The organism is Pseudomonas sp. MPB23, assembly GCF_046605395.1.
In the GTDB taxonomy this organism is placed as follows: Bacteria; Pseudomonadota; Gammaproteobacteria; order Pseudomonadales; family Pseudomonadaceae; genus Aquipseudomonas.
The window spans coordinates 891,940-918,643 of record NZ_CP176771.1; the positions used below are offsets into that span (position 1 = coordinate 891,940).

Annotated in this window: 26 protein-coding genes and 1 pseudogene; 13 read left to right on the forward strand and 14 right to left on the reverse strand. The window is 63.5% G+C overall.

Annotated elements, in window-relative coordinates:
* Position 1: 1 nt before the first annotated feature.
* The 5 genes and pseudogenes from ACLH0J_RS04005 to ACLH0J_RS04025 form a co-directional block, all read right to left on the reverse strand.
* Positions 2-621 (reverse strand): annotated as a pseudogene (locus ACLH0J_RS04005) (lysophospholipid acyltransferase family protein).
* A gap of 9 nt (positions 622-630) precedes the next feature.
* The gene (locus tag ACLH0J_RS04010; protein ID WP_411390951.1) at positions 631-1,074 is read right to left on the reverse strand and encodes a hypothetical protein; all 444 of its coding nucleotides are present in this window, start codon (positions 1,072-1,074) and stop codon (positions 631-633) included.
* Entirely contained in the window at positions 1,064-2,362 is a 1,299-nt protein-coding gene (locus ACLH0J_RS04015; RefSeq protein ID WP_411390952.1) for a phosphatase PAP2/dual specificity phosphatase family protein, read from the reverse strand. Before ACLH0J_RS04015 ends, ACLH0J_RS04010 begins: the two co-directional genes overlap by 11 nt.
* Positions 2,363-2,364: 2 nt before the next feature.
* Complete coding sequence (locus ACLH0J_RS04020; protein WP_411390953.1) at positions 2,365-4,119, reverse strand: bifunctional alpha/beta hydrolase/class I SAM-dependent methyltransferase; 1,755 nt, start codon at positions 4,117-4,119, stop codon at positions 2,365-2,367.
* A gap of 10 nt (positions 4,120-4,129) precedes the next feature.
* Positions 4,130-4,753 carry a CDP-alcohol phosphatidyltransferase family protein gene (locus ACLH0J_RS04025; protein ID WP_411390954.1) on the reverse strand — a complete coding sequence of 208 codons (624 nt, stop codon included), beginning with the start codon at positions 4,751-4,753 and terminating at the stop codon, positions 4,130-4,132.
* 215 nt (positions 4,754-4,968) lie between these two features.
* Between ACLH0J_RS04025 and hflK (ACLH0J_RS04030) the strand changes: the two genes are divergently transcribed.
* The 8 genes from hflK (ACLH0J_RS04030) (at position 4,969) to cfaB (ending at position 14,148) form a co-directional block, all read left to right on the forward strand.
* Positions 4,969-6,894: a protease modulator HflK gene (hflK, locus tag ACLH0J_RS04030; RefSeq protein ID WP_411390955.1), complete on the forward strand. Its 1,926-nt coding sequence runs from the start codon at positions 4,969-4,971 to the stop codon at positions 6,892-6,894.
* A 9-nt stretch (positions 6,895-6,903) separates the two neighbouring features.
* Positions 6,904-7,890 (forward strand): protease modulator HflC, encoded by a 987-nt coding sequence (hflC, locus tag ACLH0J_RS04035; protein ID WP_411392773.1) that lies wholly within the window; start codon positions 6,904-6,906, stop codon positions 7,888-7,890.
* Positions 7,887-8,921 carry a protease modulator HflK gene (gene hflK, locus ACLH0J_RS04040; RefSeq protein WP_411390956.1) on the forward strand — a complete coding sequence of 345 codons (1,035 nt, stop codon included), beginning with the start codon at positions 7,887-7,889 and terminating at the stop codon, positions 8,919-8,921. Before hflC ends, hflK (ACLH0J_RS04040) begins: the two co-directional genes overlap by 4 nt.
* The gene (locus tag ACLH0J_RS04045; protein ID WP_411390957.1) at positions 8,918-10,804 is read left to right on the forward strand and encodes a cation-translocating P-type ATPase; all 1,887 of its coding nucleotides are present in this window, start codon (positions 8,918-8,920) and stop codon (positions 10,802-10,804) included. The genes hflK (ACLH0J_RS04040) and ACLH0J_RS04045 overlap by 4 nt, the downstream gene beginning before the upstream one ends.
* A 117-nt stretch (positions 10,805-10,921) precedes the next feature.
* Positions 10,922-11,173, forward strand: coding sequence for a hypothetical protein (locus ACLH0J_RS04050; protein ID WP_411390958.1), 252 nt, complete (start codon positions 10,922-10,924; stop codon positions 11,171-11,173).
* 67 nt (positions 11,174-11,240) lie between these two features.
* Positions 11,241-12,086: a DUF692 domain-containing protein gene (locus ACLH0J_RS04055; RefSeq protein ID WP_411390959.1), complete on the forward strand. Its 846-nt coding sequence runs from the start codon at positions 11,241-11,243 to the stop codon at positions 12,084-12,086.
* On the forward strand, positions 12,077-12,865 hold the full coding sequence (locus ACLH0J_RS04060) for a putative DNA-binding domain-containing protein (protein WP_411390960.1): 789 nt from the start codon (positions 12,077-12,079) through the stop codon (positions 12,863-12,865). Before ACLH0J_RS04055 ends, ACLH0J_RS04060 begins: the two co-directional genes overlap by 10 nt.
* A 98-nt stretch (positions 12,866-12,963) precedes the next feature.
* On the forward strand, positions 12,964-14,148 hold the full coding sequence (gene cfaB, locus ACLH0J_RS04065) for a C17 cyclopropane fatty acid synthase CfaB (RefSeq protein WP_411390961.1): 1,185 nt from the start codon (positions 12,964-12,966) through the stop codon (positions 14,146-14,148).
* Positions 14,149-14,211: 63 nt separating this feature from the next.
* Here the strand turns inward: cfaB and cls are convergent, their stop codons facing one another.
* A complete protein-coding gene (gene cls, locus ACLH0J_RS04070; protein ID WP_411390962.1) occupies positions 14,212-15,651 on the reverse strand; it encodes a cardiolipin synthase in 1,440 nt (479 codons plus the stop codon).
* Positions 15,652-15,781: 130 nt separating this feature from the next.
* Between cls and ACLH0J_RS04075 the strand changes: the two genes are divergently transcribed.
* Positions 15,782-16,303 (forward strand): DUF3617 domain-containing protein, encoded by a 522-nt coding sequence (locus ACLH0J_RS04075; protein WP_411390963.1) that lies wholly within the window; start codon positions 15,782-15,784, stop codon positions 16,301-16,303.
* On the opposite strand, the gene ACLH0J_RS04080 is transcribed toward ACLH0J_RS04075, so the two are convergent.
* From ACLH0J_RS04080 to folE2, 6 genes are read right to left on the reverse strand one after another with little or no spacing between them, the layout of a single operon-like run.
* Positions 16,300-17,637: a dihydroorotase gene (locus ACLH0J_RS04080; protein WP_411390964.1), complete on the reverse strand. Its 1,338-nt coding sequence runs from the start codon at positions 17,635-17,637 to the stop codon at positions 16,300-16,302. The two genes, ACLH0J_RS04075 and ACLH0J_RS04080, sit on opposite strands and share 4 nt — an antisense overlap.
* Before the next feature lie 3 nt (positions 17,638-17,640).
* The gene (locus ACLH0J_RS04085) at positions 17,641-18,201 is read right to left on the reverse strand and encodes a DapH/DapD/GlmU-related protein (protein ID WP_411390965.1); all 561 of its coding nucleotides are present in this window, start codon (positions 18,199-18,201) and stop codon (positions 17,641-17,643) included.
* Positions 18,198-19,076, reverse strand: coding sequence for a metal ABC transporter substrate-binding protein (locus ACLH0J_RS04090; protein WP_411390966.1), 879 nt, complete (start codon positions 19,074-19,076; stop codon positions 18,198-18,200). Before ACLH0J_RS04090 ends, ACLH0J_RS04085 begins: the two co-directional genes overlap by 4 nt.
* Positions 19,077-19,087: 11 nt before the next feature.
* On the reverse strand, positions 19,088-19,954 hold the full coding sequence (locus tag ACLH0J_RS04095) for a metal ABC transporter permease (protein ID WP_411390967.1): 867 nt from the start codon (positions 19,952-19,954) through the stop codon (positions 19,088-19,090).
* Positions 19,954-20,622 carry a metal ABC transporter ATP-binding protein gene (locus tag ACLH0J_RS04100; RefSeq protein ID WP_411390968.1) on the reverse strand — a complete coding sequence of 223 codons (669 nt, stop codon included), beginning with the start codon at positions 20,620-20,622 and terminating at the stop codon, positions 19,954-19,956. Before ACLH0J_RS04100 ends, ACLH0J_RS04095 begins: the two co-directional genes overlap by 1 nt.
* A complete protein-coding gene (gene folE2 / locus ACLH0J_RS04105) occupies positions 20,619-21,509 on the reverse strand; it encodes a GTP cyclohydrolase FolE2 (RefSeq protein ID WP_411390969.1) in 891 nt (296 codons plus the stop codon). The genes ACLH0J_RS04100 and folE2 overlap by 4 nt, the downstream gene beginning before the upstream one ends.
* Positions 21,510-21,637: 128 nt before the next feature.
* Between folE2 and ACLH0J_RS04110 the strand changes: the two genes are divergently transcribed.
* The gene (locus ACLH0J_RS04110) at positions 21,638-22,840 is read left to right on the forward strand and encodes an N-acetylmuramoyl-L-alanine amidase (RefSeq protein ID WP_411390970.1); all 1,203 of its coding nucleotides are present in this window, start codon (positions 21,638-21,640) and stop codon (positions 22,838-22,840) included.
* Here the strand turns inward: ACLH0J_RS04110 and ACLH0J_RS04115 are convergent.
* Positions 22,837-23,205, reverse strand: coding sequence for a glutamine synthetase (locus ACLH0J_RS04115; RefSeq protein WP_411390971.1), 369 nt, complete (start codon positions 23,203-23,205; stop codon positions 22,837-22,839). The genes ACLH0J_RS04110 and ACLH0J_RS04115 overlap by 4 nt on opposite strands.
* A gap of 140 nt (positions 23,206-23,345) precedes the next feature.
* Between ACLH0J_RS04115 and zigA the strand changes: the two genes are divergently transcribed.
* The 3 genes from zigA to ACLH0J_RS04130 are packed head-to-tail and all read left to right on the forward strand — an operon-like array spanning position 23,346 to position 26,205.
* Complete coding sequence (gene zigA / locus ACLH0J_RS04120) at positions 23,346-24,554, forward strand: zinc metallochaperone GTPase ZigA (RefSeq protein WP_411390972.1); 1,209 nt, start codon at positions 23,346-23,348, stop codon at positions 24,552-24,554.
* Positions 24,554-25,198 carry a DUF1826 domain-containing protein gene (locus ACLH0J_RS04125; RefSeq protein ID WP_411390973.1) on the forward strand — a complete coding sequence of 215 codons (645 nt, stop codon included), beginning with the start codon at positions 24,554-24,556 and terminating at the stop codon, positions 25,196-25,198. Before zigA ends, ACLH0J_RS04125 begins: the two co-directional genes overlap by 1 nt.
* Positions 25,199-25,242: 44 nt before the next feature.
* Positions 25,243-26,205 carry a CobW family GTP-binding protein gene (locus ACLH0J_RS04130; protein WP_411390974.1) on the forward strand — a complete coding sequence of 321 codons (963 nt, stop codon included), beginning with the start codon at positions 25,243-25,245 and terminating at the stop codon, positions 26,203-26,205.
* Here the strand turns inward: ACLH0J_RS04130 and ACLH0J_RS04135 are convergent.
* The gene (locus ACLH0J_RS04135) at positions 26,199-26,594 is read right to left on the reverse strand and encodes a DUF3301 domain-containing protein (RefSeq protein ID WP_411390975.1); all 396 of its coding nucleotides are present in this window, start codon (positions 26,592-26,594) and stop codon (positions 26,199-26,201) included. The two genes, ACLH0J_RS04130 and ACLH0J_RS04135, sit on opposite strands and share 7 nt — an antisense overlap.
* Positions 26,595-26,704 lie beyond the last annotated feature (110 nt).

The window sequence follows — 26,704 nt, forward strand, 5'->3', positions numbered from 1 at the left end:
GTCAGACATGCTCCGGGGCGAGGGCGAGCAGCGCGTCGCGGCTGCGGGCAAGGAATGCGGCTTTGTCTTCGTCTGCTTCCAAGTGCAGCGGCGCGCCGAAGCTGGTGGTGCACAACAAAGGCAGCGGCAGCACGCGGCCCTTGGGCATGACCCGGTTGAGGTTGGCGATCCACACCGGGATCAATTGCGCCTGTGGGTAACTTTTTGCCAGGTGATACAAGCCGCTTTTGAACGGCAGCAGGCCGTCTTCCAGATTGCGTGTGCCTTCGGGAAAGATGATCAGCGAGTCCCGCCTTCCAGGGCGGCGAGCATCGGCTGCAAGGGGTTATCCACAGGGTCCTTGCGCTCGCGGTCGATCAACACGCCATTGAACACGCGGTTGATGATGTAGCGGCGCAGCGCACTTTTATTCCAGTAGTCGCTGCCTGCCACCGGGCGCGTGAATGTGCGTAGGTTCCGCGGCAAGGAGGCCCATAGCAGCACAAAGTCGCCGTGGCTGCTGTGGTTGGCAAAGTAGATGCGTTGCACCGGTTCCGGCGCGCAGCCCAGCCACAGGCTGCGGGCACCGGTGACGGTACGCGCCAGGGAGGTAATCAGGGTGGAGACCACGGGTTCGAACATGGGAATTCCTTATCCGGCGAAAGGCAACCAAGGGCTGGCGAGGATCGTGGCCAGGGTCAGCAGCGCTTGCGCGCCCAGCAGCCAGGCTTGCTTGTGCAGCAGTTTGAGCGCGCCGCGACGGCGTTCGGTCCAGGGCCGGCCGGCACGCTGTGCCGATTGCAGGCCAAGGGTTTGCAGGGCCTGGTCGAGGTCCGCGGTGCGCTCGGTGTCGCGGGCGAGCAGGGCGAACAGGTCGGCGTCGAAGGCCACGCGCAGCGCCCAATACTTCTGCAGCAGGCCGAGGATAATCATCCACAGGCTGAGCAGCAGGCAGACCGTGGAAATACTCACCATCAACAATTGCGCCAGGCCGAACAACACACCGGCCACGGTCAGTCCTGTGGATAACTGATCCAGCGAACGCCCTCGGCGCAGCAGGCTGGCGACGACCTGGAGTTCCATATCAGCGGGCATGGGGCAAGGCCTCCAACGCATGGCGATGAGCGGGATGCAGGACCACCTGGGTCCGCGCTGTACGAATAATAGCCAGTGCCTGATCCACCGTAGTGGCGCGCCCGCTGTGCAGTAGCCAAGCCGCCACAGCGGTGGCGCTGCGCGAATAGCCAAGGGCGCAGCACACCAGCACCGGGCCGCTGGCGCGCAAGCGTTCGATGGCTTGCGCGGCTTGCAGGCATTCGGCGGATGTCGGCGCGATCAGGTCGAGGACGGGGATGCATTGATAGGCACGGCCCTGTGGATTAATCGGCAATTCCGCGCACAGATCGACGATGGCCTTGAATGAACCTTGCTCATGCGCGGTAGGAAGCCGACCGAGCGAGACGTTATCCACAATCAGGTCGGGCTGTGGATGCGTGCGCGTCCACAGCCGTGAATTGAGCCAGGCCGCTGCCAGATACGGCGTATACAGCCAGCGCGCGGCGGGGCTCAGTCGACCGTCGGTACGCTTCTGGAAACCTCGCGCGCCGAGGGCGAGGTAATTCGTCATGATCAGCCCCAGGGACAGCGCCGGCCACAGCAGCCATAGCCACCACCCGCCGTAAGTCAGCGCGAGGATGCACAGCCCCAGCGCGCCCAGGCCGTAGCGCAACCCCAGGCGCCAGCGCGTGGAATCACGGGTCAGCCGCGCATTGAACAGCGGGCTCGGGTGTTCCAGCGGCCATAGCCACACGCACAGCCAACCCGCCAGGGCGCCTGTGGGTAAGTCGATAAAGTGGTGTTGATAAGTGGTCAGCACCGAAAGTCCGATCAACCCGAACCAGCCATGCACCAGCCAGCGCCAGGCATCCTGGGTGTGGCGTTGGTAGATGATCCACAGGATCACCAGCAGCGCGATATGCAGCGACGGCGCCTGGTTGAACGGTTTGTCGAAGCCGGCCAGTACGTCGAACAGCCAGCCGAACACACCATCCAGCGCCGGCCGCTCGAAGGTGAAGCGCAGCGGCCAGATCAGGAAGCAACTGACGGCGATGACCTGGGCCGTCAGCAGGCGCAGGGCGTGTTGTTTCAGTTCATGGCGGCTGTTGGGCAGCAACAGGGAGAAGCCGTAAAGCAGGTCGATAGACCAGTAGGGCACGATGGTCCAGGCCAGGAACGGCATGTGGGTTTCCCAGTCGAACACCAGCGTGCCCACGTCGCTGCGCTGGTTTGTGACCCAGGTGGCAAAGCCGTAGGTGCTGAAAAACAGCGGCGCCAACAGCAGCAGCCACAGGACCGCAGGTTTCAATAAACCGGGCTCGCGCATGTTCAGATCTTCTGCGCCAGGGACACGCTAAAGATGCCCCACTTGTCCACACGTTGGGTGATCTTGCGGAAACCGGCGGCGTGCACCAGTTGATCCATTTCCGCCTGGCTGCGCCGGCGCATCACCCAGGCCTGGCCCTGGCGATGGCTGGTCAATGCGCGGGCGATCAGTTCCAACTGCGGGTGCCACGGTTGGCCGGTATAGACCAGGTAACCGCCCGGCTCCACCGCTTCGGCCAGGCCCGCTAATGAAGCGCCGACCATGGCGTTATCGGCAAACAACTCATACAGCCCCGACACCACGGCCAAGGTCGGCTTGGGCTCCAGCGCGGCCAGATCGGCGCGATCGAACGCATCGCCTTTGACGAACTGCGCGATGTCCCCCAGGCCCTTCTCGCGGATCAGCGCGCCACCGTCGCGCACGTTGATGTCGCTGTAGTCGCGCAGCAGGATCGATTCCGGCAGCGGCGACACGCCCTGCAAGGCTTCGAGAATGTAGCGGCCGTGGCCGGCGGCGATATCGACGATACGCACTTCGCGATCATCGGCGCGCAGTTTGGCCATGGCCAGGCGCAGCAGCTCTTCGACGTGCAGCTTGCGCTGGCGAATGCCGCGCCAGCCGATGGAGTTGAGGTAGTTGGCGTCAATCATCCGTCCCAGCGCGCCTTTGCCGGTGGGCGTGTTGCGGTACACGTAGTCCAGGGTGCTGCCGGAGTCGAAACCGGTGTCGAAGCCCAGCTTGACGCCGTCCGACAGCGTTTTGCCCAGGCCCATGCTGGCGCGGGTCATCCGCCAGTACAGGTCGCGCAGGGAGTTACGCGGCAGCTGCGCGGCGAGGGCTTCGGACTCGACGCAGGTGAAGCCCAGCTTGTCGGCATCCAGCAGCGGGGCGCGGTCCAGCGGGTGGGCGAAATTCTGCAGGATAAAGCGCCTGGCGCTGTTCACGGCCAGCGCGCGGTCGCGTTCGCCGAGGGTGTCGTGGAAGAAGCCTTGGAGGATATGCAGCTCTTTTTTCAGGCTGCCGAGGCGGTCGAAAAACTGCTGCTGGGGTTGGCGGTGCACCACGAAGTCGGAGCCGGAGATCAGCAGTTGGGTCGGCACCTGGATCGCCTGGGCATCGGCGACCACCCGGTCGGCGGCTTCGTACAGACCGAGCAGCACATTCACCGAAATCGCTTTGGTGATCAGCGGGTCACTGTCATAGGAGGCCACACGTGCCGGATCGTGGCTGAGGAACTTGGCCTTGACGTAACTGTTGACGAAAAAGTTGCCGCGAAACCGGCGCATCAGCGCCAGGCCGGGCCGCGCGAACGGGACGTACAGCTTGACCTTGAAGGCCGGGGAGGCGAGCACCAGGGCGCGGATCTTCGGGGCGTAATCGTGCACCCAGGTGGCCGCGATCACCGCGCCGACGCTTTGGGCGATCACGGCGACCTGTTCTTCTTCTATGCCATAGGTCGCGCCGATGTGGTCGCAGAAGGTCTGCACATCGCGGGCGCTGGTGGCGAAGCTGGGGCTGTCACCGCGCTCGCCGGGGGATTGGCCGTGGCCACGGGCGTCCCAGGCGAAGAAGTCGAACCCAGGCAGGTTGAGTTCGTCGACCAGGTGGGCGATACGCCCCGAATGCTCGTGGCCGCGATGGAACAGCAGGATCGCCTGACGCGGCTCGCTGTCCGTCGGCGCCGTGGCCGGCCAGTGCCGGTAGAAAAGCTCGACGCCATCATGGGTACTGAAGGTCTGTGCTTGCTGTTCGCGCATCGCAAAATCCTTATGCAGAAGGGGAAACGTCTTGTGCTTCTTTGAGGCCCTGGCGCACCCGATTGAACAGGGTGTAGGCGAGCAGGGCGGCGACCAGCCACATCACCGTGTCGACCCAACCGGCACCGAGCCAACCCAGCGCCACGCCGGTGGCCAGCACGCCGAGGACGAACGCGCGATCACTCTTGCCCATCGGCCCGTCGTAGCGCCGCGACGCACCGACCATCGGCCCGAGCACGCCGGCGTATTCGCTGAACACCGCCAGCAGCGCCACCAGCAGCACCGGCGCCAGGCTCACGCCGGGGATCAGGGCGAAGGGCAGGATCAGCGCGCTGTCGGCGATCACGTCGCACAGTTCATTGAGGTAGGCGCCCAGGCGCGACTGCTGGCCGAATTCCCGGGCGAGCATGCCGTCGATGGCGTTGAGGGCCATGCGCAGGATCATCCACAGCGGGATCAGCGCAAACAGCCAGAGGTGTTCGGCGAAGCCGGCGATCAACAGGCCGACCAGCAGGGACACGACGCCGGCCAGCACGGTGATCTGGTTGGCGGTGGTGCCGTTGTCGTAGAGGCGCTGCACGAGGGGACGCAGCAGGTTTTGAAACCGCGGTTTGAGCTGATAGATCGAAATCATGGGCGTGACGCTTCCTTGTCCGTGAACCCGCGAAAAACTGCTTTGGAGTGTGCCGATTATTGGTGGGCGGCACCAGTGATGGCGCATCGACCGCTATCGGGAGCAAGCCCCTCCCACAGAGGGGCGGTGTTGTCGGTAAATACGGTATTCAACGAACAAAAATTTCACGGGACGTGTTATATCGTAACGAATTGTGTACAAGCGGGCGTAAGTGGATGCAACTGGATCTAGAAGCGGAGGGCGCCTCGGTGGAAGGCCTGCCGCGTTTTCAGCAAGGGCTGTTTCATGCCCGTCGATTGCGTCAAGCCGGGATCAGCCTGAGCGTTCTGGCCATTGGCGGTTGGGTGCTGGCGTTGTTTGTCGCGCTGTTTGCGCCGTTGTCGATCTGGCCGGTGGTGCTGATCAACTGCGCGTCGGCGTTGTTGCTGCTGGTGGCGGGGTTGCAGTCGGCGTGGTGGGTGGCCGATTGGCGTGCCCAGGCGCTGGAAGAGCCGTCCACCGAATTGATCGAGTTGCCCGCTGAATCGGCCACCTGGCACCGAGGCCTGATCAACCGTTTCGGCGGCGGCCTGCTTGCCCACCTCGGCGCGCCGGTGCTATGGCTCGGCGGTTGGTCGCTGCTGGCGCTGGTCAGCATCCTTGAGTTCTGGAACCTGGCTTTGCCCGCTGCGCCTGTCGGTCAGTCCGCCAGCGTCGGCGCGGCGCTGGCCTTGGCGTTGGCGTTTGGCTTGCTGGTGTTTGAACGCCGCTTGGCCCAGGAAACCCCAGCGCAATGGCCGGAAGCCACGCAACTGGCGCAACTGAGCCGGGTGGCGATCAGTTGCCTGGTGGTCAGCGCGATCTGCCTGCTGTTTGCGGGTGCCGAGTCGGTCTGGCCGCTACGCCTGGCGGTGCTGACCGGGCTGTTGCCGGCGTTGGTGGCACTGGAGTTTCTATTGCGTGGCGTGCTGTCGCTGTTCAGCCCGCGCCAGCCACGTCTCGAACCGCGCCTGATGGCCCAGAGCTTTATCGCCGGGTTGCTGCGCTGGCCGCCGCAACCCTTGCTGGCGTTGCAGCATGAATTGCACAACCGCTTTGGCATCGACCTGCGTCAGATCTGGGCCTTTACCTACATGCGCCGGGCGTTTTTGCCGGTGCTGCTGGTGGTGCTCGCGGTGGGCTGGGCGCTGACTGGTGTGCATGAAGTGCCCCTGCAGGGTCGTGGGATTTATGAGCGCTTCGGCAAACCGGTCGATGTGTTCGGCCCTGGCTTGCATGCCGGATTGCCTTGGCCCCTGGGCCGCGTGATCAGCGTGGAGAACGGCGTGGTGCATGAGCTCGCCACCAGCGTCGGCGAAGCTGTCGCGCCCGAGCTGGCCGCCGCCGAAGGCCCGGCGCCGCTGATCGCCAATCGCTTGTGGGACGCCAGCCACGTGAACGATAAATCCCAGGTGATCGCCAGCAGCAGCGGCGACAAGCAGAGCTTCCAGATCGTCAACATGGATGTGCGTTTCGTCTACCGCATCGGCCTCACCGACCAGGCCGCGCTGGCCGCCACCTATAACAGTGCGGATGTGCCGACCCTGATCCGCAGCACCGCCAGCCGCATCCTCGTGCACGACTTTGCCTCGCGCACCCTCGACGAACTGCTCGGCGAGCAACGCATCGGCCTGGCCGACGAGATCGGCCGCGCCGTGCAGGCAGACCTGCAAAAGCTCGACAGCGGTGTGGAAATCCTCGCCACGGTGGTGGAAGCCATCCACCCACCGGCCGGCGCCGCGAATGCCTACCACGGCGTGCAGGCCGCCCAGATCGGCGCCCAGGCCCTGATCTCCCGCGAGCGCGGCGCCGCCAGCGAACACACCAACCAGGCCTTGCTGCAAGCCAGCACCGCCCGCGACCAGGCCGTGGCCAGCGCCCGCGAAGTGAATGCCGGCGCCCAGGCGGCGGAGCTGCGCTTTGCCGCCGAACAAAAGGCCTACGCCAGTGCGGGCAAAGCCTTCGTGCTGGAGCAGTACCTCGGCCAACTGACCCAGGGCCTGGCCCACGCCAAGCTGTTGATTCTGGATCATCGCCTGGGCGCCGATGGCGCGCCGACGATCGATCTGCGTTCTTTTACCTTGCCGGCCGATCCTTCGGTGCCGCGTAAAGCCGTTCAATAAGGAGTCTGTCTGTTGAGCGCTCATTCTCACGATCATCATCATGGCCATCACCACCACCATCATCACGGCGATGAACAGGCTGCGGGGCCCTTCCCTTGGCGTCGCATGGCCTGGGCCGTGTTGCTGGTGCTGTTCGCGGTAGCGGCGGCGAGCCTGGTGCAAGTGCGGTCCGGCGAAGCCACGGTGATTACCCGTTTCGGCAACCCGTCGCGGGTGCTGCTGGAACCGGGCCTGGGCTGGCGCTGGCCGGCACCGTTCGAGGCGGCGATCCCGGTGGACCTGCGCCTGCGTACCACCTCCAGCGGTTTGCAGGATGTGGGCACCCGCGATGGCCTGCGCATCATCGTCCAGGCCTATGTGGCGTGGCAGGTGCAGGGCGATGCTGACAATGTGCAGCGCTTCATGCGCGCGGTGCAGAACCAGCCGGATGAAGCGGCGCGGCAGATTCGCACCTTCGTCGGCTCGGCGCTGGAAACCACGGCGGCCAGCTTCGACCTGTCCAGCCTGATCAATACCGATGCCAGCCAAGTGCGCATCGCCGATTTCGAGGCGCAGTTGCGTCAGCAGATCGACCAACAATTGCTTACCACCTATGGCGTGCGCGTGGCGCAGGTGGGCATCGAGCGGCTGACCTTGCCGTCGGTCACTCTGACCGCCACCGTCGACCGCATGCGCGCCGAGCGCGAAACCATCGCCACCGAACGCACCGCCGTGGGCAAGCGTGAAGCTGCGCAGATTCGCTCCGCCGCTGAACGCGATGCGCGGATCGTGCAGGCCGATGCCACGGTGAAAGCCGCCGACATCGAAGCGCAATCGCGGGTCGAAGCGGCGCAGATCTATGGTCGCGCCTACGCGGGCAATCCCCAGCTGTATAACCTGCTGCGCTCCCTCGATACCCTGGGCACCGTGGTCACTCCCGGCACCAAGATCATCCTGCGCACCGATGCCGCGCCGTTCCGCGCGCTGGTGGACGGACCGAAGGATGTCCAGCCATGACCGAGCGTGACAGCCCGGACAGCCCCTGGATTCAGGCCGGGCGCCTGACCTTCATGGCGCTGTACGCGGTGACCGTATTGGCGGCGTTGGCCTGGGCGTTTTCCAACGTGTGCCAGATCGACCCGCAGAACCGCGCCGTGGTGCTGCACTTCGGCGCCCTGGACCGTATCCAGAACGCCGGGCTGTTGCTGGCGTGGCCGCGGCCATTCGAGCAGGTGGTGTTGTTGCCGGCGGCCGACCGCGTGATCGAGCGCCGGGTGGACAACCTGCTGCGTTCCGAGGCGGCGAGCCAGGCCGACCGCGTGGCCAGTCTCGCCACGCCGTTGAGCGATGCCCTGGCCGGTTCCGGCTACCTGCTGACCGGCGACGCCGGCGTGGTGCAGTTGGATGTGCGAGTGTTCTACAAGGTCACCGAGCCCTATGCCTTTGTGTTGCAGGGCGAGCACGTGCTGCCGGCGCTGGATCGCCTGGTGACGCGCAGCGCGGTGGCGCTGACGGCGGCGCGGGATCTGGACACGATCCTGGTGGCGCGCCCCGAACTGATCGGCAGCGACAACGGCGCCGCCGAACGGCGTGAACGGCTGCGCGGCGATCTGGTGCAAGGCATCAACAAGCGCCTGGCGCAGTTGACCGCCAGCGGCTTGGGATTGGGCATCGAAGTCACCCGCGTCGATGTGCAATCGAGCTTGCCGGGCCCGGCGGTGAATGCGTTCAACGCGGTGCTCACCGCCAGCCAGCAAGCCGACAAAGCCGTGGCCAACGCCCGCACCGACGCGGAAAAACTCACCCAGACCGCCAACCAGGAGGCCGACCGCCTGGTGCAAGTCGCCCATGCCCAGGCCAGCGAACGCCTGGCCAATGCCCAGGCGCAAACCGCCGCCGTCGCCAGTCTGGCCCAAGTCAAAGACCCCGGCTTGCTGCTGCGCCTGTACCGCGAGCGCTTGCCGAAGATTCTCGGCCAGGCCGGCTCGGTGACCACAGTCGATCCTAAAGACGACTCCCGCTTGATCATCCAGGGAGCCGAACAATGAGCGCGCCCATGCTGACCTCCGCCGAGCAGCGCAGCGCCGCCCGGCAATTGACCCTGGCCATGCTCGCCCTCGGCTTGTTGGTGCTGGGCCTGGTGTGGCGCTGGCTGGCGCCGGACCAGACAGGCGTGAGCCAGTTGCTGCTGGGGGTCGCCTCGTTGCTGGTGGCGGTGCCGGTGATGCGTTCGGCCTGGTACAGCCTGCGCTTCCCCAGCCTGCACGGCATCACCGACCAACTGATCGCCCTGGCGATGCTCGGCGCCTGGGCCACTGGCGATCTGCTGACCGCCGCGTTGCTGCCGATCATCATGATCTTCGGCCATGTGCTGGAGGAGCGCAGCGTGATCGGCTCCCAGGAAGCGATCCATGCCCTGGGCAAACTGACCCGCAGCCAGGCGCGCCGGGTGCAGGCTGACGGGAGCATCGTCGAAGTCGACAACGGCACGTTGCACACTGGCGATATCGTCGAAGTGCGCGCCGGCGACCGCGTGCCCGCCGATGGCGTGGTGCTGTCGGGCCAGGCGAGCCTCGACACGGCGCCGATCACCGGCGAGTCGGTGCCGCTGGAAGCCAGTGTCGGCGTGCAGGTGTTTGGCGGGGCGATCAACCTCGATGGCCTGCTGCGCCTGCAAGTGACCCGCACCGGCGAGGAATCGACCCTGGGCAAAGTTATCGCGCTGATGCAGAACGCCGAGCGCTCCAAGCCGCCGATCACGCGGCTGCTGGAGCGTTATGCCGGCAGCTATATGGTGTTGGTGCTGTTGCTGGCGGCGGTCACCTGGTTTGTCACCAACGATGCCCAGGCGATGCTGGCCGTGCTGGTGGCGGCGTGCCCATGTGCCTTGGTGCTGTCGGCGCCGGCCACGGCGATTGCCGGGATTGCCGTGGCGGCGCGCCATGGGATTCTGATCCGCAGCTCGGCGTTCCTCGAAGAGTTGGCGGACCTGACCTCGCTGGTGGTCGACAAGACCGGCACCCTGACCTTTGGCACCCTGCGCTTGCAGTCCATCCAGACCGCGTCGACGGATCGCCAGGCGCTGCTCAATCTCGCCGCCAGCCTGGGGTCGGCCAGCAGCCATCCGGTCAGCCGCGCGTTAGCGGGCTTGGCGACCCAGGAGCAATTGCTGGGTTTGACCGATATCCGCGAACGCCAGGGGCTGGGCGTGCTGGCGCAGACCGACCAGGGCGAAGCGGCGCTGGGGCGACCGGAGTTGTTCGAGCAATTGGGCATTGTCACGACGAGCGTGCCGAACCACGACGGCCCGATTGCCGGGTTGGCGCTGAACGGACAGTTCCTCGCCTGGCTGTTGCTGGCCGACAGCGTCAAACCGGAAGCCCGCCAGGCCCTGCAAGAGCTGCGCGACCTGGGCCTGGGCCGGCAACTGTTGCTGACCGGCGACCGTCAAAGCGTGGCCGACAGCCTGGCGCTGGACGTGGGCATCAGCGACGTCGAAGCCCAGGCCCTGCCGGAAGACAAGCTCAACCGCGTGCTGGGTGAGATCGGCAGCGGCTTCCGGCCGATGGTGGTGGGCGATGGCATCAACGATTCCCTGGCGCTCAAGGCCGGGGTGGTCGGCGTGGCCATGGGCGCGGGCGGGGCGGACATCGCACTGGCCTCGGCGGATGTGGTGTTGATCGGCAGCGACCTGCGCCGGCTGGGCACTTGCGTGCGCTTGAGTCGCCAGTGCCGGCACACCTTGCAGGTCAATGTGATCATCGGCCTGGGCTGGACGCTGGCGATCGTGGTGTTTGCCGCGTTCGGCTGGCTGGGCGCCGCCGGGGCGATGATTGCTGCGGTGCTGCATAACCTCAGCACCTTGCTGGTGTTGGGCAATGCCGGGCGGTTGCTACGGTTTCACGAGCCGCTGTCGAAGCTTGAGGAATGATTTGCGGAAATTTTTTGCGGCGCCTGTAACGCCGATGGGGGACCTCACTCTAGTGGGGTGTCGAGACCGAACAACCCGTTCGGTCCGACACCCCTACTGATCGATGAGGATTACACAATGAACATCAAAAATGTCGTTTCCGGTGCTGCCCTGGCTATCGCTGCCGCGTCCATGTTTGCCGGTGTCGCGACCCAGGTCCAGGCCGCGGACGCTCCCGTTCATTGCTACGGCGTGACTTCCTGCAAAGGCATGAACGACTGCAAGACCGCTGAAAACGACTGCAAAGGTCAAGCGGTCTGCAAGGGCCACGGTTTCAAGGCCATGACCAAGGCCGCCTGCGACGCGGCTGGCGGTAAAGTCGGCGAGTAACCGGCAACCGCGTGCACCCGCAGCGGCTGCCTCCAACCGCTGCGGACACGTTGCCCAGGAGTGTCTTATGTCCGTCTCCCTTCCACACCTCGGCTACGGCCTGGGTTTACGCAGTGAGTACTACCAGCAGATCCTTGAACAATCGCCACCTGTGGATTGGTTCGAGGTGATTTCCGAGAATTATCTGGTGCAGGGCGGCAAGGCCCTGTACTTCCTGGACGCCATCGCCGAGCGCTATCCGCTGGTGATGCACGGGGTGTCCCTGTCCATCGGCGGGCCCCATGCGCTCGACACCGATTACCTCAAGCAAATCAAATCCCTGGCCGAGCGTATCCAGCCGGCGTGGATTTCCGATCACCTGTGCTGGAGCCGCGGCAACGCGCACCAGTTGCATGACCTGCTGCCCCTGCCTTATACCGAAGAAAGCCTCTACCACGTGGCCGCCCGCGTGCGTCAGGTGCAAGACGTGTTGCAGCGCCCGCTGGTGCTGGAAAACGTCTCCAGCTATGTGCGCGCCAAGGCCGATGAATTTACCGAATGGGAATTCCTTAACGCCCTGGCCCAATTGTCGGGCTGCCAATTGCTGCTGGACGTCAATAACGTCTATGTCAGCTCGCGCAACCATGGGTTTGACGCCTGGACCTTTATCCGCAACTTGCCGCCCGAACGCATTCGTCAACTGCACCTGGCCGGGCACATGGACTACGGCGACTACGTGGTCGATACCCACGATCATCCGGTGTGCGATCCGGTGTGGGCGTTGTATCAACAGACCCTGGAGCACTTCGGGCCGATCTCCACGCTGCTGGAGCGCGATGACCATTTCCCGCCGTTCGAAGAACTGCTCGCCGAGTTGAGCAAGGCCCGTGAACTGGGGGCCATGGCCCTGGCCAGGAGGTCGCTATGCGCCTGATCGATTGGCAACTGGCTTTTGAACAGCACCTGCTATCTGAAACGTCGACGGCCAATAGCCTCTTTGCCACCACCTTGCTCGGCGGGCCGACGCTGGATGTGGACACGGGTCTGGCGATTTATCACAACGCCTACCTTTCGCGGCTGCAGGAGGTGTTGCGGCATGACTTCGGCGCCATCCGCTATTGGCTGGGCGATGAAGAATTCGCGGCGCTGACCGAGGCCTATGTGCGCCGTTATCCGTCCGCTCACTTCAGCTTGCGCTGGCTGGGGGAGCGCTTCCCGGCGTTTATTCTCGAGCACCTGGTGGACGAGCAGAGCGCGCCGCTGGCCGAATTGGCGCGCCTGGAGTGGGCTTTTACCCTGGCGTTCGATGCGCCGCAGGGGCAACCGCTGACCCTGGACGACATGGCCCAGCTACCGCCCGAAGACTGGCCGGGTTTGCAGGTGACCCTGGCGCGCTCGGTGCAGCAGATGCTTTGCCGCTTCAATACCGTGGCGCTTTGGCGGGCGAGCAAGGACGAGTCGGAGTTTCCCCCCAGCCAGGCCCTTGAATTGGCACAGATTTGCCTGGTCTGGCGTCATCAGAACGTGTGCCAGTACCGCAGCCTCGATCCTGCGCAAGCCTGTGCCCTGGCAGGCATGGTGACCACCGGCTGGAATTTTTCAGAATTGTGTGCCGAGTTGGCAGTCACTTATGCAGAGGGTGCGCCACTGCAAGCCGTTACGTGGCTGAAGCAGTGGGTCCAGGATGGGCTGCTCGAGCGTCGAGGCCCATAGAAGCGCGCGATTAATTCGATAGCCTCCTACTTTGTCGTCGGATGGTCTACCCTCATTCCAGACGTCTGAAACAGTCTGAAACAAAGGGGGGACTACTCATGCTTGCGCAACTTCCACCGGCCTTACAGAAACTTCAGTTACCGCTGCGTCTTCGACTCTGGGATGGCCATGAATTCAACTTGGGCCCCGAGCCCAGTGTGACCATCGTGGTGAAGGACCCCACGGTCGTCTCCAGGCTTTCCCATCCCACGCTCGATTTATTGGGCGAGGCCTTCGTCGAGGGCAAATTGGAGCTGGAAGGTTCCATCACCGAAGTGATCCGGGTGTGTGACGAATTGAGTCACGCCCTGATCGATGACGACGAGGGGAGTCGTCCGGTGCGCTCGATCCACGACAAGGCCACTGACGCAGCGGCGATTTCCTACCATTACGACCTGTCCAACGAGTTCTACCAGCTCTGGCTGGACCAGGACATGGCGTATTCCTGCGGTTATTTCGAAACCGGCAGCGAGTCCATCGACCAGGCTCAGCAAGACAAATTCCGCCATCTGTGCCGCAAGTTGCGCTTGCAGCCGGGGGAATACTTGCTCGACGTCGGCTGCGGTTGGGGCGGGCTGGCGCGTTATGCGGCGCGGGAGTTCGGGGTCAAAGTGTTCGGCATCACCTTGAGCAAGGAGCAGTTGGCCCTGGCGCGTGAGCGGGTGAAAGCCGAGGGCCTGGAGGATCAGGTGGACCTGCAACTCCTGGATTACCGCGACCTGCCACAAGATGGCCGCTTCGACAAAGCCGTGAGCGTGGGCATGTTCGAGCACGTCGGCCACGCGAACCTGGCGCAGTATTGCAAGACCCTGTTTGGCGCGGTGCGTGAAGGCGGCCTGGTGATGAACCATGGTATTACCGCCAAACACACTGACGGTCGCCCCGTGGGCCGTGGCGCCGGGGACTTTATCGAGCGCTATGTCTTCCCCAACGGCGAACTGCCGCACCTGGCGATGATGACCGCCGAGATCAGCGAAGTCGGGCTGGAAGTGGTCGATGTCGAAAGCCTGCGCTTGCACTACGCGCGCACCCTGGACCACTGGAGCGAGCGCCTGGAAGACAACCTGGAAGCGGCGGCGAAAATGGTGCCGGAACAGGCGCTGCGCATCTGGCGGCTGTACCTGGCCGGTTGCGCCTATGCGTTTGCCCGAGGCTGGATCAACCTGCATCAGATTCTCGCGGTGAAACCCCACGCCGATGGCAGCCATGAACTGCCGTGGACGCGGGAAGATATCTACCGCTGAAATACGCAATGGCTGAATGTGGGAGGGGCTTGCCCCTCCCACATTTTTTTCCCGCGTCGTGTCTCAGAGAATCGGTGAGATAAGCCGCGCGACCCGCATGCCCAGTTGTTGCAGGCGCCGAGTGTCGCGGCTTTCTTCCTGGCTGACTTCATGGGCCAGGGCGAAGTCGTCCAGCAGCATGTGTTCCACTTGCCCGGCGAAGGCTTCGTCGACGGTCAGCAACATCACTTCAAAATTCAGCCGGAACGAACGGTTGTCCATATTCGCACTGCCGATGGCGCTGATTTCGTTGTCCACCAGCACCACCTTCTGATGCAGAAAGCCCGGCTTATAGCGGAACACCCGTACGCCGGCGCGTACCGCTTCGATCGCGTACAGGCTGGAGGCGGCATACACGATGCGGTGGTCGGGCCGCGACGGCAGCAGCAGGCGTACGTCCACTCCGCGCAGCACTGCCAGGCGCAGCGCGGCAAACACGGCTTCGTCGGGGATGAAATACGGGCTGGTGATCCACACGCGTTCGGTCGCCGCGTGAATGGCCTCGACGAAAAACAGCGAGCAGGTTTCGTACGGATCGGCCGGGCCGCTGGCGAGCAACTGGCAGAGCACGCCGTCTTCGGGATACGCGTCCGGCAGGATCAACGGCGGCAACGCGCGTGCGGCCCAGAACCAGTCCTCGGCAAACGATTCCTGCAGGCACGCCACCACCGGACCGGTGACCTGCACATGGGTGTCGCGCCAGGGCGCCAGCGGCGGTTTTTTGCCCAGGTATTCATCGCCCACGTTATGCCCGCCGACAAACCCGGTGACACCGTCCACCACCACGATCTTGCGGTGGTTGCGGAAGTTGACCTGGAAGCGATTGAGCCAGCCGCTGCGGGTGGCGAATGCCTTGACCTGCACCCCGGCGTCGCGCAGCGATTGCCCATAGCGAGAAGGCAGGGCATGGCTGCCGATGCCGTCGTAGAGCACGTAGACGGCTACGCCTTGAGCGACCTTTTCCTTCAGCAAGGCCTGCAACTGGCGACCGAGTTCATCGTCATGAATGATGAAGAACTGCAACAGCACGGCGGTTTTGGCGTGGCGGATCGCGTCGAAGATCGCACTGAAGGTGGCGTCACCGTTGATCAGCAAACGCACTTCATTGTTTGCCAGGCACGGCATGCGGCCCAGCTTGGGCATCGCCCGTAGAGAGGCGTAGGCGCTGGAGTTGCGCGCGGCCAGTGCTTCCTCGACCCACGGGCGCCAGTTCAATTCGTTGATCGCGGTGTGCATTTCCTGGTTGGCCTGGCGCCGTGCCTGGATGTACGCGTTGAAGGTGCTGCGGCCGAAGATCAGGTAGGGAATCAGCGTCAGGTAGGGGATGAACATCAGCGACAAGGCCCAGGCAATCGAGCCTTGGGCGGTCCTGACCGTCAGCACTGCATGGATCGCGGCAAGCGTGCCGAGAAAATGCAGTGTGGCGATGAAGTAGGCGAGCAGGTGCGGGCCAAAAAAATCCATGGACGATGTCACTCCAGGCAATCCAGTGCCTAACAGACCATGTTCGGTCAGGAATGTCGCTATTTTATTTGCCATGCAACACTGGCACTTTTGCGGCGTCTAACGCCCACAATTGTTCAGGAGTTACCCGATGAATGCTCGTCTGCTAGGTTTGGCCATGGTTGTTGGTTTGTCGCTGCCCGTGGCGGCGCAGGCGCAGATGCTGGCGCCGGGCTTGTGGGAATTGACCACCAGCAATATGAAAGTCGATAACCAGGACCTGCCCGACCTGTCGCTGATCCTCGGTCAGCTCAAGCAACAGATGACCCCCGAACAGCGCGCCATGCTGGAAAAACAGGGCGTTACCATGGCCGGCAAAGGCGTGCAGGTGTGCCTGACCCCCGCCCAGGTTGCCTCTGACTCGATCCCCCTGACCGACCCGCAATCGGGCTGCAAGCAGGAAGTGACCGACAAGAGCGGCAACCAGTGGAAATTCCGTTTTAGTTGCCCGAAAGCCCAGGGCACCGGCGTTGCTACCTTCAAGGGCCAGAAGGAATTCACCACCACCGTCAACGGCACCTTCAATGCCACCGGCATTCAGCAGAAGGGCAGCCTGGACAGCCACGCGCAATGGCTGGGCAACAATTGCGGTACGGTCAAACCGCGCGCTTAACGCAGGAACTGCAACGGCAAGCCCTGGCAGCCGTCGACCACCTGGCCGTTGTGCCAGGCCAGGTGGCCGGACACTAACGTGGTGCTGACGCTGTGACGAAAGCGGCGCTCGGCAAACGGCGTCCAGCCGCAGCGGGCGAGAATCGGCTGGCTGCTGACCGGCTTGCCCTCGGGCTCGGGTTTGATCAGCACCAGGTCGGCCCAATAGCCTTCGCGCAGGTAACCGCGGTCCGGGATGGCGAACAGGTCGGCGACGCGATGGCTGGTCTTCGCCACCAGTGTCGTCAAGGGCAGCAGCCCGTCCGCGACCAACTCCAACAACGCCGGCAACGCATGTTGCACCAGGGGCAAACCCGACGGCGCTTCTCGATACCCCAACTGTTTTTGCGCCCAGGTATGCGGCGCATGGTCGGTGCCAATCACATCCAGGCGATCACTCAGCAAGGCCAGGCGCAGGGCGTCGCGGTCGGCGCGGGTCTTGATCGCCGGGTTGCATTTGATCTGATGGCCCAGGTGGTGATAGTCGCGGTCATCGAACAGCAGGTGATGCACGCAGACTTCAGCGGTGATGCGCTTGTGCGCCAGGGGTTTGTCCTCGAACAGCGCCAGTTCGCGGGCGCTGGTCAGGTGCAGCACATGCAGGCGCGTACCGTGGCGCCGGGCCAATTCCACGGCAAAAGAGGATGAGCGATAACACGCCTCGGCGTCGCGGATCAGCGGGTGGGCGACGGCCGGGATCTTGTCGCCGAAGCGTTCGCGCAGGCGTTGTTCGTTGGCCTGGATACTGGGTGTGTGTTCGCAGTGGGCCAGCAGGACGGTCGGCACCTCGGCGAACAGCCGCTCGAGAATCCGAGGGTCGTCCACCAGCATATTGCCGGTGGACGCGCCCATGAACACTTTGACCCCGGCCACTTCGCACGGATCTAAGGCCGCGACGGTGCCGAGGTTTTCGTTGCTCACCCCAAAGTGAAATCCGTAGTTGGCCACCGAGTGCAGGGCCGCGCGGCGCTTTTTATCGGCCAGCGCGTCCAGGTTCAACGTTGCTGGCGACGTGTTGGGCATGTCCATGAAACTGGTGATGCCGCCAGCGACCGCCGCCCTGGACTCACTGTAGAAACTGCCTTTGTCCGGCGCGCCGGGCTCTCGGAAGTGCACTTGATCGTCGATCATGCCGGGCAGCAGCCACTGGCCTTCAGCGTCGATTTCCACCGTTTCGTTGTAGCCTTCAAGGCTGCTGGCGATCTTTTCGATGCGTCCATTGGCGACCAGCAGATCAGCGTCGAATGCTTGGCCTTCGTTCACCAGGCGGGCGTTGCGGATCAGCAGGCGGCTCATGGTTCAGAACTCGTTTTGCAGGGCTTTGTAGCCGCGCACCAGATCGACGTTGGTGCGCGCCACGTCTTCGGAAAACTCCGAAGCGCTCACGCTCACCGGAGGGAATTGCGCCAGGTCGGTATTGGGGCCGATGCGGGTAGTGGAGGGCACGTAGAACGCGTCGGGCAAGTCGCGGCCATCGACCACCGAGTTGTGGCGCACCACGCAGCCATCGCCCACGGCGCAGTTGAACAGCACGCTGTTGAAGCCGATGAACACGCGGTCGCCCACGGAGCAGGGGCCGTGGACGATGGAGCGGTGGGCGATGGAGGTGTACTCACCAATGGTCACCGCCGCACCGGACTTGGAGTGGATGACCACCCCGTCCTGGATATTGGAATTGGCGCCGATGGTGATCGGGTCCATATCGCCGTTGGCGTCGACTTCGTCGGCGCGGATCACGGCGTAGGGGCCGACGAACACGTTCTCGCCGATGATGACCTTGCCGCAGATGATTGCGGTCTTGTCGACGTAGGCCGATTCGGCGATGACCGGCAGATCACCGGAAGGGTTCTTGCGGATCATGGCTTGCCCAACGCCGCGCACAAGGTGTTGAGGTTGTATTCGAACAGCCCGGTGAAGGTGCTGGCCGGGCCTTCTGCGGCGAGGGCGTCGGAGTACAGCGTGCCGCCGATCTGCGCGCCGCTTTCGTCAGCGATCTGCTTGAGCAGGCGCGAGTCTTTGATGTTTTCCATGAACACGGCCTTGACCTTGTCCTTGCGGATCTGGGTGATCAGTGCGGCGACTTCGGCGGCGGACGGTTCACGCTCGGTGGACAAGCCTTGTGGCGCAAGGAACTCGATACCGTATGCCTGGCCCAGATAACCGAAGGCGTCATGGGAGGTGACGATGCGACGGTTGCCCGGCGGCAGCGCGCCGAACTTGGCTTTGGCTTCGGCCAGCAGGCGGTAGATCTCTTTCAGGTATGCCTGGCTGTTGCGCAGGTAATCGGTCTTGTTGGCCGGGTCGGCGGCCACCAGCGCCTTGGTGATGTTGTTCACGTAGATTTCGGCGTTGGCCAGGTTATGCCAGGCGTGCGGGTCGGGGATGGTTTCGCCGTCCTCGTCCATGGTGTGGGAAATCACGCCTTTGCTGGCGGTGACCACGGTGGCCTTGGTTTCGGTGCTGGTCACCAGGCGGTCCAGCCACGGCTCGAAGCCAAGGCCGTTCTTGATGATCAGTTTGGCCTTGAGCAGCGCCTTGGCGTCGTCCGGGGTGGGCTCATAGGTATGGGCGTCGGCGTCGGGGCCGACCATGTTGCTGATCTGGATGTGATCGCCACCGATCTGGTGGGTGATGTCATCGAGAATGCTGAAGCTGGTGACCACCTGGAGTTTGTCGGCGGCCTGGGCCGTCGATAACGCCATGACGAAACTGAACAGCACGAATAGAGCGCGCATCGGGAAACACCTCATTGGGATGACAGCGAAGGCGGGCGGCGCAGCAAGCCGTGCACCGGACCGAAGACCACGGACAGCAGGTACCCACCGCCAGCCACCAGCACAATCGCCGGGCCGCTGGGCAGTGAGTAGTAGAACGACAGCAACAAACCGAACCACACCGACAGGCATCCCAGCACCGCCGATATTGCGATCAACACCGGCAGGCGCCGGCTCCAGAACCGTGACGCGATGGCCGGCAGCATCATCAAGCCCACCACCATCAACGCGCCGATGGCCTGGAAACCGATCACCAGGTTCAGCACCACCAGGGTCAGGAACAGGCCGTGGGCCAATGGGCCGAGGCGGCTGACGGTTTGCAGGAAGAGCGGGTCGAGGGTGTCCAGCAGCAAGGGTTTGTAGATAAACCCCATGGCGATCAGGCTGAAGCCGGAGACCCAGAGCATGCCGGTCAGGGTGGTTTCGTCGACGGCCAGGGCCGAGCCGAACAGCAAGTGCAGCAAATCCAGGCGCTTGCCGGCCAGGCCCAGGATCAGCACGCCGGCGGCGAGGGAGATGGGGTAGATGGCGGCGAGGCTGGCGTCTTCGCGCAGGCCGGTGCGGCGCGTGATCCATGCCGACAACCCGGCCATGCTCAGGCCTGCACCGAGGCCGCCGATGGTCAGCGCGGGCAGGCTCAACCCGGCGAACCAGAAGCCCAGCGCGGCGCCGGGCAGGATGCCGTGGGCGACGGCGTCACCGATCAGGCTCATGCGCCGCAGGATCAGAAACACCCCCAGCGGCGCGGTGCTGCAGGCGAGCACCAGACCGCCGATCAGTGCGCGGCGCATGAACACGAAATCGAGAAACGGCATCCACAGGTGGGCGGTGAAGTGCATCAGGCCACCTGCATGTGCGGTTGCGGGCGGATCAGTTCTTTGCTCGGCCCGAACAGGCAGCCCGTGGTTTTGATCTGCACCACTTGCTGGGTGTGCTGGCGCACCGAGGCCAAGTCATGACAGACCACGACCACCGTGCGGCCCGCGTCATGCCAGGCGTGGATATGCTTCCAGCATAAGGCCTGGCCATCTTCGTCGAGGGCGGCGTGGGGTTCATCGAGCAGCAACACCGGCGCTTCGGCCAGGCTCATGCGGGCGAGCAAGGCGCGTTGCAGTTCGCCGCCGGACAAGGCCATCAACGGGCGCTGTTCCAGGCCGCTGAGGCACCAGTCTTCCAGGACGGCGTGCAGGCGTTCGCTGCGTTGTTGCGGCGTGAGTCGGGTGCCCCAGAAACCGGCGGCGACCAGTTCTTGCAAGCTGATGGGGAACTGCCGGTCGAGGTGCTGCTGCTGAGGCAGGAACGACACGCCGCCACGGCGCGGAACGTCCACCGTCACCTTGCCCGACAACGGTTTCTGCAGGCCGGCGATGACTTTGAGCAGGCTGCTTTTGCCGCTGCCGTTGGCGCCGATGACGCCGGTGAGGCTGGCTTTTATCAGGGTCAAATCCATCGCTGGGGTCAGTGGTTGGCCGGGGGCGCCCCAGCGCAACGCGGTGCAGGTAATCATGCGGAGTGTCTCGTCCAGCGGCTTTCAGCCACGGCATCGTGCGCGTGCAGGCTTTCGGCGTGGATCACTTTGAGGTGGAAGGCTTTGACGGCATCCGAGCGTTTCAAGGCGAGGTTCAGGCGGCGGGCGGCGTCTTCGCAGAACATCAGGTTCTGCCCGTTGGCCAGGGCGAAGGCTTGTTCGTCCGCACGTTTCACCGCAGTTTGCACGGCGGTACCGAGGGCGGCCTCGGCGTCGTTGATCAGCTCGACCAGGGCCAGTTGGTCGCCTTGCAAATGCACGTGCAATTGCGCGCTGCTGCGCTGGCTGTGAGGCGTGGCGACGATGCCATTGGCGCTGCCGAGCCAGGCCAGCACGTCTTCATGCCGCAAGGGTGTGTTGCCGAAGTCCTGGAGAAATTGCTGCTGAATCAACTGCCTGGCGAGGGCAGCGGAGCACGGGCAGGTTGAGGAGTACGCCACGTCAATTTTTAGTTCCACGTGGAACATCTGCTTTTCCAAACGCGCTTCGATACTGACCGGATAGGCTTTCCAGCCAGCCAACGGGCTGACCAGCGCGGGGCGTTTCAGCAGCAGATCGGTGTGGATGCGCAGGTAGGCGTTCTTAGATAAATCTTCATGACTGTCGAGAAAACGCTGCAGTACATTGCGCAGAAGTGCAGGCGTGAGCGGCTGTTGGTCGAGCATCTCCAGCGCCAGGTACAGGCGTGACATGTGAATGCCACGGGCGGTGCCGTCGTCCAGGCTGACGCCGGCATCGGCGGTGGCGCTCAGGCGCTGGCCGTCGAGGAGGATCGGCAGGGCGATGCCGCACATACCCACCCAGTCGAGTGGCAAGGCTTGGCGTGAAGCCTGCGCGGCGATATCCGGCAGAGTCAGCGCATTCATGGGCAGGTCCATCGTTGGAAATAAAAAGACATGTTATATTATAACCATTGAGTCGACGATGATTTTTCTTCTCCCGCCTTTTTTCAGTCATGTCGAGTAAGGACGCTCCTCTATCTGCGGTATTTGTCATGCACAGACGTCAGCTCCTGAACCTGCTCCTGGTCAGCCCTCTATTCACTTTGCCCTTTGCCGCGTCGGCCACGCAGATTCGCAACGCACGCCTGTGGCGCTCGGACGACAAGCTGCGGCTGGTGTTCGACCTCAGCGGCCCGGTGCAATACAAGACCTTTTCCCTCAGTGCCCCCGAACGCGTGATCATTGACCTCAGTGGCGCCGGGCTCAGTGGTGATTTCTCGCAATTGATGTTGAAGGGCAGCGGAATCAGCTCGATTCGCTCCGGGCATTTCGGCAAGGGCGATACGCGCATCGTGCTGGACCTGGCCGCGCCGATGCAGCTCAACAGCTTCCTGTTGCCGCCCCAGGACGGGCAAGGGCACCGCCTGGTGCTCGATCTCACCAGCGCCACTCATGTACCTCGCCCGATAGCGGCTGAGCCCAAGGCGCCGATGGATAAGGCGCACCCCAAGCGCGACATCATCGTGGTGGTCGACCCCGGCCACGGCGGCAAGGACCCCGGTGCCATCGGTTCCAAGGGCCAGCGCGAAAAAGATGTGGTGCTGTCCATTGCCCAACTGCTGGCCAAACGCTTGAAGCGCGAAAAAGGTTTCGATGTGAAGCTGGTGCGCAACGAGGACTTCTTTGTGCCGCTGCGCAAGCGCGTGGAGATCGCCCACAAGCACAACGCCGACATGTTTATCTCGGTGCATGCGGATGCGGCGCCACGCATCACTGCGTCGGGGGCTTCGGTGTATGCCTTGTCCGAAGGCGGCGCGACTTCCGCCACGGCGCGTTTCATGGCGCAACGGGAAAACGGCGCCGACCTGCTGGGCGCCACCAGCCTGCTGAACCTCAAGGACAAGGACCCGATGCTGGCGGGAGTGATCCTCGATATGTCGATGAACGCCACCATCGCCTCCAGCCTGCAACTGGGCAGCTCGATCCTGGGCAGCCTGGAAGGCATCACCTCGCTGCATCAGAAGCGCGTCGAACAGGCCGGGTTCGCGGTGCTCAAATCACCGGATGTGCCGTCGATCCTGGTGGAAACCGGGTTTATCTCCAATGCACGGGACAGTGCGCGGCTGGTCACCGCGCGGTATCAGCAAGCGGTGGCGGATGGCTTGTTCGAGGGCCTGAAAAAATACTTCCAGAAGAATCCGCCGATGAACAGCTACATGGCCTGGGTCCAGGAACAGAAGAACGGCCAGGCCTAGCAGCCGGTCATCCGGTTGCAGGTGAACTTGGCGCTGGCGCCACCGGAGCTGGAGAACCGGTTGATCGTGGTCCAGCCCACACGCCGGGTGTAGCCGACCCACGCTTCACCGTCCGACGCCAGCCCGGTGAAGAACGTCAATTGCCCGTAGCGGCTGTTGGTCTGCGCCCAATAGCGTCTGCCGATCGCCTCGAAACCGCGCAGGTACGTGGTGGTGCCGACCGTCGCCACGCTGTAGGCATTGCCCAGTGGGTCCACACAGGCGAGCAGGTTGGCGCTGCGCGTGCAGTTGGCCAGCAGACTCGGAACCTGGGCGCAGGCCGGGCCTGCGGCTACCAATAACAGGGCGCACACCAGGTATTTCATAGGGTTTCTCGGAGTCGGGAAGGGCTTAAGCATTGCGCCCTTCGTCGTGACGAGCAAGGGGGGATTGGCTTATTTGTATTGTTATACTATAACATTAAACAAAGCCTGGCTTGACCGGGCAGCCTGATGAGAATGACCTGATGCCCAATCGCCTTCCCGTTACCGTGTTGTCCGGCTTTCTCGGCGCCGGTAAAAGCACGCTGCTCAACTATGTGCTGCGCAACCGCGACAACCTGCGCGTCGCGGTCATCGTCAATGACATGAGCGAAATCAACATCGACGGCAGCGAGGTCCAGCGCGACGTCACCCTCAATCGCGCCGAAGAAAAACTGGTAGAGATGAGCAACGGCTGCATCTGCTGCACCTTGCGTGAAGACTTGCTCGAAGAAGTCGGAAAACTCGCCAAGGAAGGTCGGTTCGATTACCTGCTGATCGAATCCACCGGCATTTCCGAACCGTTGCCCGTGGCCGAAACCTTCACCTTCCGTGACGAAAACGAGCAAAGCCTGGCCGATATCGCCCGCCTGGACACCATGGTCACCGTGGTCGACGGCGTGAACTTCCTGCTCGACTACCAGGCGGCGGAAAGCCTCGCTTCACGCGGCGAAACCCTCGGCGAAGAGGATGAGCGCTCCATCACGGACTTGCTGATCGAGCAGATCGAATTCGCCGATGTGATCCTGATCAGCAAGATCGACCTGATCAGCAGCCACGAACGTGCAGAACTGATGGCGATCCTTGAACGCCTGAATGCCCAGGCGCAAATCATTCCAATGGTCATGGGCGAAGTGCCGCTGGACAAGATCCTCAATACCGGCCGCTTCGACTTTGAACGCGCCGCCCAGGCCCCGGGCTGGTTGCAGGAATTGCGCGGTGAGCACGTGCCGGAAACCGAAGAGTACGGCATCGCGTCCACCGCCTATCGGGCCCGCCGTCCGTTTCATCCGCAGCGCTTCTTCGACTTTATCGACCGCCCGTGGGTCAACGGCAAACTGCTGCGTTCCAAGGGCTTTTTCTGGCTGGCGAGCAAGCACCGGGATGCGGGCAGTTGGTCACAGGCGGGTGGGCTGATGCGCCATGGGTTTGCCGGGCGCTGGTGGCGTTTTGTGCCGAAAAACCAGTGGCCCCAGGACGAAGAAAGCGTCGCCGCGATCATGGGCAACTGGCAAATGAGCACCGGCGATTGCCGCCAGGAATTGGTGTTTATCGGGCAAAACATCGACTTCGCGCAAATGCGGGCCGAGTTGGACGCGTGCCTGCTCACCGACGAGGAAATGGCCCTCGGCGTCGAAGGCTGGAGCCTGTTGGCTGACCCGTTTGGTCCTTGGTATGAAGAGGCGGCCGCCTGATGCTGGCACCGGCCATTCCGCTGCGCGCCGTGGTCCGCCAGACCCGCGGCGACACCCCGCTGGCGCTGTCCGACATCCTCGAAGACGGCGTCAACCTGGCGCTGTGGCAGCGCCAGTTACCGTTGCACATCGCCGAATTCGGCGCCTTGCTGGTGGCGCTCAATGAGCCGTTGGCCGAATCCCTGGTGATCGAGCTGAACAGCGAAGACGACGCGCCGAACTTGCAGGAATTGGCGCCCGGTTGTCGCGATCTTGAAGGCTACGAAGGCTTTATCGCCGATGTGTCGTGGCTGGTCAGCGCCTTTGCCTGCCTGCTTGGCGCCAAGCGCATCGGCGTGCGCCTGCGGCTGTTGGACAAGGCCATGTGCCCGCGTTTTCACGTGGATCATGTGCCGGTGCGGTTGATCACCACCTATGCCGGTATCGGCAGCCAATGGTTGCGCGAAGGCGTGATGGACCGTCGCACATTGAGCCAGCCGGAGGCCGAACCTACCGAACGCATCGAGCAGATTCATTGCGGCGAAGTTGCCCTGCTCAAAGGTACCAAATGGCACGGCAACGAAGGCTACGGCCTGATCCACCGCTCGCCGGCCCTGAAGGCCGATGAACGACGCTTGATCCTGACGCTGGATTGGCTGGCATAACCGGGTAGGATCAAGCTCTCTACACGGTCCGAATGATGCCTCTCATGCTGCAGAATATTCCCACCCACGTGATTGCCGGGCCCTTGGGCGCCGGCAAGACCAGCCTGATCAAGCACCTGCTCGCCCAACGCCCGGCCAACGAGCGTTGGGCTGTATTGATCAACGAGTTCGGGCAGATCGGCCTGGATGCCGCACTGTTGACCCTGGATGACGACGGCATTGCCCTGGGTGAAGTCGCCGGAGGCTGTTTGTGCTGTGTGAATGGGGCGCCGTTCCAGGTAGGACTCGGGCGCTTGCTGCGTAAAGCCAGGCCTGATCGTCTGTTTATCGAGCCCTCGGGCCTGGGCCATCCGGCGCAATTGCTCAAGCAACTGCGGGAAGCGCCGTGGCAGAACGTGCTGGCGGTTCAGCCCTGCGTGCTGGTGTTGGATGCCCAGGCCCTGGCGGCGGGCAAAGCCTTGCCGCCTGCGCAGCAGGAGGCGCTGAGCAGCGCCGGGTTGTTGGTCTTGAACAAGGATGAAACGCTGGACGCCTTGCAGCGCCAGGCGATCGAGCGGCAGTTACCCGATTGCCCGTTGTTCTGGACGCATCAGGCGCACCTGCCTCTGCAACGGTTGCCCGGCTTGGGCGCGCAGGCTGGAGCGGCTGTGGATAACTTCGATGCGCCCAAAGGCCTGGCGCAAATGCCGGCGATCTGGAGCGACCCCATGCAACCGATCTGCTTGAGCCAGGCCCAGGAGGGAGGCTGGAGTATTGGTTGGCGCTGGCACCCAAGCCAGCAGTTCGATCCCGGGCGCCTGTCTCAGTGGCTGCAAAGCCTTGAGTGGCGCCGCGCCAAGCTGGTTATCCACAGCGTCGGAGGCTGGGTTTCGTGCAATGCGGTGGATAACAGCGCTATCACCTGGCAACCCAGCGAATGGCGGCGCGATTCACGTATGGAGCTGATCTTCAGCACGCCCCAGGACGTGGCCACCTTGCAGCGTGCGCTGGCGGCCTGCCGTCAGTGACGATTCTTGGTGGCGTGGTCCTGGCGCCATTGGCTGAGCTCGATCACTTCGGCGCTGGGCAGCGGCGTCTTGATCTCGAACGGGTAGGGCGCCAGTTCGATCTGCGCGCTATGGGCGCCGAATTGGGTGATGGTTCCCGGATGACGGGCGTCTCCGGTGACGGTGAATTCGAAATTGTAGACCCGCGCCAGGCGCCGCCGACCGCTGGCATCCTTCACAAAGCCGATGCGCTTGAGTGCGACCGCACCGTCGAGCAGTTCGATATCGAGCTTGGCGCAATGTTGCTTGACCCGCTCCAGCGCACGTTCGCGCAGGCCGTGGTTGTGCCACACCCAGGCGGCGCCGGTCGCCAGCAGCATCAACACGAAGATATTTCCCAGGGTCAGCATGCGAAAAACTCCAACAAAGTGAGAGCAGCTTAACTGTGTCGCCGGTCTGTCGTACAGGATGCGTTTGGTCGCATACTGCGCGGCCAGAATTTCAACGGCTTTACGGAAAT